Genomic DNA, 4,856 nt, shown 5'->3' with positions numbered 1-4,856 from the left:
GTCTTCTCGCCCAACACATTCGCGGGCGCCCCGCATGGCTGGATGGCGACGCTGACCGAAAAGAGTGCATCGACGGCCGACGACGCCCGCATCCTCAACGCCGTCACCCGCGCCTTCCCGGCGGTGACGACGGTGCGGGTCAAGGACGCGCTCGACATCGTCAACCGGCTGGTCGGACAGCTCGGCACGGCGATCCGGGCGGCCGCTGGCGTGGCGCTGATCGCTTCGGTGCTGGTGCTGGCCGGCGCGCTTGCAGCCGGCAACCGGGCGCGCATCCATGATGCGGTGGTGTTGAAGACGCTGGGCGCGACACGCACGACGCTGATATCGGCCTTCTCGCTCGAATATATGCTGATCGGGCTGGCCACCGCCATTTTCGCGCTGGCGGCGGGCAGCGCAGCCGCCTGGTTCGTCGTCGCGCGCATCATGACTCTGCCGTCGCATTTCATGCCGGAGGTGGCGGTGGCAACCATTCTGTTTTCGCTGGTGATCACGGTCGGCATTGGTCTCGCCGGTACTTGGCGGGTGCTCGGCCACAAGGCAGCACCGGTGCTGCGCAACCTGTGACGACAGGCCCGGAACGGGCATCCTGGATTAAATCTTGGTAAGAAAGCCGTCCGAAAAGCCGAGGAAACGGCGCTTCGCCCTCTCACGAACCGTTACATCCGGTTACGGTCTTGTTCTTGACGCGAATAACCATCATATTTCGCCACAGGCATGCTGGAGCCCTGCCAGCGGCGCCCAGGTCCGGAAGGACCTGACACCGGACGGGGCAGAAGCAATAGAGGACTACAATGGCTGATCCCATTCGCAACTACCAGACGCGCGCCGTGCCCGGCGTCGGCGTCGGTGCCGACATCGATCAGGGCCTGCGCGCCTACATGATCAAGGTTTACAATCTGATGGGGCTTGGCCTCCTCATCACCGGTCTTGCCGCTGTCGGCACGATCATGCTGGCCACCACCACCGATCCGGCTTCGGCTGTCGCGACGCTGCCGAGCGGCGAGATGCTGACGTCCTTCGGCTACGCGATCTTCGGCTCGCCGCTGCGCTGGGTGGTGATGCTGGCGCCGCTGGCCGCCGTGCTGTTCCTGTCGTTCCGCGTCCAGTCGATGAGCGTTTCGGCAGCGCAGACGACGTTCTGGGTCTATGCCGGTCTCGTCGGCCTGTCGCTGTCTTCGATCTTCCTGGTCTACACCACGGCCAGCATTTCACAGACCTTCTTCGCCACGGCCGCCGCCTTCGGTGCGCTGTCGCTGTTCGGCTACACCACCAAGCGCGACCTGACGGCGATGGGCTCGTTCCTGATCATGGGCGTGTTCGGCATCATCATCGCGTCGGTGATCAACATCTTCCTGCAGTCGTCGGCGCTGTCGTTTGCCGTGTCGGCGATCGGCGTGCTGGTCTTCGCGGGCCTCACCGCCTATGACACGCAGAAGATCAAGGAGATGTATTTCGAGGGCGACAGTTCGGACGTTGCCGGCCGCAAGGCGATCATGGGCGCGCTGACGCTCTATCTCGACTTCATCAACCTGTTCATGTTCCTGCTGCAGTTCATGGGCGACCGTCGCTAGTTCAGCATGCTGGACCATCGAGTTCCAAAAGGGCGGCCCAACGGCCGCCCTTTTCTTTTGTGCCGGGCTTTGCTGTTATCGCGAGCAGAGAAATGGCACCCATAAACTATGAGCACTATTACGATTCGACCGGCGACAGCGGCCGACCTCGACAGCATCACCGGCATCTACGCCGACGCGGTCGCCCAAGGCACGGCGAGCTATGAGTTGGAGCCGCCGAGCCGCGCGGAGATGGGTGTTCGATTCGACAGCCTGATGGCCGGCGGCTTTCCCTACCTTGTGGCGGAGAAGGACGGCGCGGTTCTCGGCTACGCCTATGCCGGTGCCTTCCGGCCACGCCCGGCCTATCGCTTCATTGTCGAGGATTCGGTCTATGTCGCGCCCGAGGCCAAGGGCCAGGGCGTCGGGCTCAAGCTGATGCAAAGCCTGATCGAGGCGGTGACGACGGCGGGCTTTCGCCAGATCATCGCGGTGATCGGCGATGGCCGTCCCGACAGCGCCTCGGTGCGGCTGCACGAAAAGCTCGGCTTTCGCCATTCGGGCCGCCTGGAAGGCTCCGGCTACAAGCACGGGCGCTGGCTGGACACGGTGTTCATGCAGCTGTCGCTGAATGGCGGGGCATCGGCGCCGCCCGATCCGAGTTCGCTGCCAGAGCGGAAGTTTCGCCTTAGAGGGGACTGAAGAAGGAACTGAAGAATTGCGCAATTGAAGAACTGAAGAATAAAAAGAAGCGGCGGCAACAGATGACGCCGAGGCCTTTTCTTCAACTCATCAATTCTCCATTTCTTCAATTCCCCTGCTCTAATTCCCTGCTCAGGCTTCGACCAGCTTCAACTTGCTGTCGAACACACCGAGCACGCGGCCGAGTTCCTGGCCGCGTTTCAAGATGCGGCCGCCGGCGGCGATGACGGCAAAGGCGCCCTGCTTGCGGGCCAGTTTCGGATCCTTGACGATCTGGAACAGCGGCACTTCGCTGGTGCGGCGGAAGACGGAAAAGACAGCGCGGTCGGCGAGATGATCGATGGCGTAGTCGCGCCATTCATTGGCGGCGACCATGCGTCCGTAGAGCCTGAGGATCTGGTCCAGCTCGCGTCGGTCGAACCGCACCGGCTGATCGAGACGTTCGCGTCGCGCCTCGTGCAGCGGGATTATTGCGGATGCGTCCCCATCCCCCGTCCCGCCACTGTCATCGGTCATGCCTCGATCCTTCAAAATGAATCTTTGCCAACCAAAGTTGGCGTGTTCGCGACTGAATTGCAAGGCCCGGCGAACCGAGCCCCGCGCCGCGCCGTTTCCGTCACGTCCAGTCACTTTTATGAAACGCCGTGTTGGAATTGGTGATGTTCCGCCACATTTCTGCCTTTTTTTATCCGCGCTCATGCCCCAATGTCCGACGAATTTACCGGCGTTGCCTGAGACGGTTCGGTCCGGCACCGGCTCGTAAACCCCAAGCCCCCCGCCCACGGGTCTGCGTCGGATCGAACCAACCTCGGCTCTTCCTCGGAAGAACCGGGAGCGACGATCCCAAAACCTAAATGACCGGCGTCAGAAGCAAGCTGACGTCGGTTTTTTATTGGCTGGTGATAGGTGAACCTTCGCGCTACCGCGGCAGGGGTTTGAGCGCTCTATCTCAAGGCTTGTGGATGAATGCGGCGCCGAGAATGGGACCGGGCATGCCGTCCTTGCCGACCGACTGCAGCAGCACGGCGCAGCCGCCCTTTTTGGCAATCTCGCTCATCGGCAGTTCGTAGCGCTGTGCCTTGCCATGCCACATGCCGGCGGTCTGGATGCCGGTGACGGCGTTCCAGTAGGTCATCTTGCGGCCGGTATTTTCGCCCTCGCCGACTTTGACCGTCTGCGGCGGGTCGAAATAGACGATGACGACATGGGCGTCGCTGGGGCCGTTGCCGGCATCGCCGGCGTCGATCATCACGCGATCGCTGGTACGGCTGACCTTGACGGCGACGCGCATGCCTTCACCGCTCTTGGCCATGCGGGCGAGCGCACCATCGACCTCGCCGCGGTTGGCGCCGTTGACATGGACGCGGCCATTGATGACGGCCTGCGGCGTATAGACGGAGCGGCTGCCGAAGGCGCGCATATAGTCGTATTGCCGCTCGGTGTTCTCCTTGCGGCCGAGCGTGTCCTGCCAGCCGAGATAGTCCCAGTAGTCGACGTGATAGGCGAGCGCGACGATGTCTTCCTTGGCGGCAAGTTCGGAGAACAGAGTATCGGCCGGCGGGCAGGAACTGCAGCCCTGGCTGGTGAACAGCTCGACCACGCCCAATGGCTTTTCGATCTGGACCCGGTCGGTCTGGGCGCGATCGGATTCGCCGGCATGCCCGGCGCCGGCAGACGCCGAGAAGGCCAGCGCAAGAGCTGCCAGCCACAATGATTTTCGCGAGGCCATGGCCATTCCGATTCCCGCCGGTGATGCCGGCTTTATCTTGATTGCTGAAATATGTGGCAGAACCGGAAGTCAACGGGAAGTCACGTTGCGGTGAAATTTTGCCGTTGCAGCCGACCGCAACGCCGCAATAGGAAGGATCTGCGCTTCAGGATAGAAACCGATTCGGGCGGCAATCGCGATGTGGCAAACGTTTTTGGCGCCGGTCGACCTCTATTGCGAGCGGACCGGCCCGGAATTCTGGTCCGAACCGGTCAACGCCCTGACCAACTTCGCCTTCATCGCCGCCGGCCTGTGGGGCGTGCGCGAGGTGCGAAGGCTGGGCACCGGCGCCTTCGCCGAGGTTCTGGCCTGGTGGGTGGTGGCGATCGGCATCGGCTCGACGATCTTTCACACTTTTGCCACCAAGGGCACGGTCTGGGCCGACGTGCTGCCGATCGCCGGCTTCACGCTGGCCTACACGCTGTTCAATCTGCGTCGCTTCCTCGGCATGCGATGGGGCAAAGCCATCGCCATCTTCATCGCCTTCTATGTGATTGCCGGGGCGATAACCGTTGCCGTGCCGGACTGGCTGCGCCAGGCGTCGAACGGCACGACGGGCTATCTGCCGCCGTTCCTGGCGCTCGCCTTCTTCGGCGCGCTGGTGGCCGCCAGCGGCAATCGCGCCGGCTGGTACAATCTGGCCGGGTCGGCGATCTTCGTGGTGTCCGTCATCTGCCGGATGATCGACCCGCTGGTCTGCGGCGGCTTCCCGCTCGGCACGCACTTCCTCTGGCACATCCTCAACGGGCTGATGCTGGGTGTGTTGTTGGCCGCCGCGGCGCGGTTCGGGAAGCCGAAAGTAAGGGAATAGGGGAATAGGGGAATAGGGGAAT

At 62.9% G+C, this 4,856-nt stretch carries 6 protein-coding genes; 4 read left to right on the top strand and 2 right to left on the bottom strand.

Going from position 1 to position 4,856, the window contains the following annotated elements; all coding sequences use genetic code 11:
• From EN884_RS25855 to EN884_RS25845, 3 genes are all read left to right on the top strand, one after another.
• Positions 1-567 (top strand): FtsX-like permease family protein (locus EN884_RS25855; protein WP_128360804.1); only part of this gene is annotated, 567 nt, incomplete at its 5' end.
• A gap of 227 nt (positions 568-794) precedes the next feature.
• Positions 795-1,574, top strand: a complete 780-nt coding sequence (locus EN884_RS25850) for a Bax inhibitor-1/YccA family protein (protein ID WP_013528823.1) — start codon at positions 795-797, stop codon at positions 1,572-1,574.
• Between the two features lie 108 nt (positions 1,575-1,682).
• Positions 1,683-2,255: a GNAT family N-acetyltransferase gene (locus EN884_RS25845; protein WP_063169546.1), complete on the top strand. Its 573-nt coding sequence runs from the start codon at positions 1,683-1,685 to the stop codon at positions 2,253-2,255.
• Between the two features lie 132 nt (positions 2,256-2,387).
• On the opposite strand, the gene EN884_RS25840 is transcribed toward EN884_RS25845, so the two are convergent.
• Entirely contained in the window at positions 2,388-2,771 is a 384-nt protein-coding gene (locus EN884_RS25840; protein ID WP_013528825.1) for a DUF2794 domain-containing protein, read from the bottom strand.
• 433 nt (positions 2,772-3,204) lie between these two features.
• Positions 3,205-3,990 (bottom strand): thioredoxin family protein, encoded by a 786-nt coding sequence (locus EN884_RS25835; RefSeq protein ID WP_013528826.1) that lies wholly within the window; start codon positions 3,988-3,990, stop codon positions 3,205-3,207.
• Between the two features lie 172 nt (positions 3,991-4,162).
• Between EN884_RS25835 and EN884_RS25830 the strand changes: the two genes are divergently transcribed.
• The gene (locus EN884_RS25830; protein ID WP_063169545.1) at positions 4,163-4,834 is read left to right on the top strand and encodes a ceramidase domain-containing protein; all 672 of its coding nucleotides are present in this window, start codon (positions 4,163-4,165) and stop codon (positions 4,832-4,834) included.
• The last annotated feature ends 22 nt before the right edge of the window (positions 4,835-4,856 follow it).

The sequence above is a fragment of the Mesorhizobium sp. M7A.F.Ca.AU.001.01.1.1 genome (genome assembly GCF_004022735.1).
GTDB lineage: Bacteria > Pseudomonadota > Alphaproteobacteria > Rhizobiales > Rhizobiaceae > Mesorhizobium > Mesorhizobium ciceri.
The sequence above is the reverse complement of the archived record's forward strand: the minus strand, read 5'-3'. Positions and strand labels throughout refer to the sequence as shown.